The 1,004-nt window shown below is 75.9% G+C and carries 1 pseudogene; it reads left to right on the forward strand.

Annotated features, from left to right (window positions below):
* Window positions 1-261: 261 nt before the first annotated feature.
* Window positions 262-1,004, forward strand: a pseudogene (locus ACTIDRAF_RS0225695) (C40 family peptidase); the annotation flags it as partial.

Consider the following 1,004-nt stretch of genomic DNA (forward strand, 5'->3'; position numbering starts at 1 on the left):
CCGGGTGGCGCGGGAGACCACGACGGCGGTGACGGCCGCCGGGGAGGGGCTCGGTGGGCTCGCCGCCGCCGTGGGTGACTCGCTCAGCGGGTACCTGCGGCAGGACGAGGACGAGGCCGCCAACCTGAGGGCCGCGGAGCGCGCCTGAGGGACGAGCGCGCGTGCGGGGGGCACGAGCGTGTCGGCATCCTTCGACCGAGAAGACCGGTCGAGTGGTGAGCTGGCTTCCCACGAATGGCGGGAAGCCGCACGGGGGGACTGATGAGCGATGTGGCCGGCGTCGTCGCCGGGCTGGTGGCACCCATGCGGGAGCACCTGGAACAACTGGACGGCGACCTGGGCGGCGCCACGGCGGCCTCGGAGGCAGCCGGCTCCGCTCTCGCCGAGCTGGAGGACGCCGGAGCCGATCACACGGCGGCGGCCACCGCGGCGTTGGCCGGCTGGTACGGGGAGAAGGCGAACGTCTTCCAGGAGCGCGCGTCCGAGGTGGACGGCGCGCTGAGCGCCATCGCGGTGAACTGCGCCCTGCTGCGGGACGTCGCCGCCGAGGCGGTGGCCGCCGTGGAACGCGGCCGGGGGACCATCGAGGGGCTCGTCGAGGAATGCGTGGACGCGGTGACGCCGATCCTGCGCGCGGGGCTCGCCGCGCAGAGCTTCGGGAACCCGTTCGCGCTGACCACCGCGATGGGCCAGGCCACGGACGTCGCCGACGGCTACGTGGTGCGCAGCGCCGACGAACTCGGCCGTGTTCGGGACGAACTGGCGGCGCTGGCCGACCGGCTCTCCGGCGCGGAACGGGTGGACATCGGGTCGCTGCACGCCCTGGGGGCCGCCATCGGCGCGGAGTCCGGTGGTCCTCCCCCGGTCACCCCGAACTCCGCCGCGAACGGCGCCGATCCGCACGGAGCCCCACCCGGTTCCCCCGGCTCCCCGAGCTCGGGGAGCTCCGGTGGCGGCGGTGCGGGCTCCGGCGGAGGCGGAGGCGGAGGCGGAGGCGGAGGCGG

This window comes from Actinoalloteichus spitiensis RMV-1378 (assembly GCF_000239155.1).
Lineage (GTDB): Bacteria > Actinomycetota > Actinomycetes > Mycobacteriales > Pseudonocardiaceae > Actinoalloteichus_B > Actinoalloteichus_B spitiensis.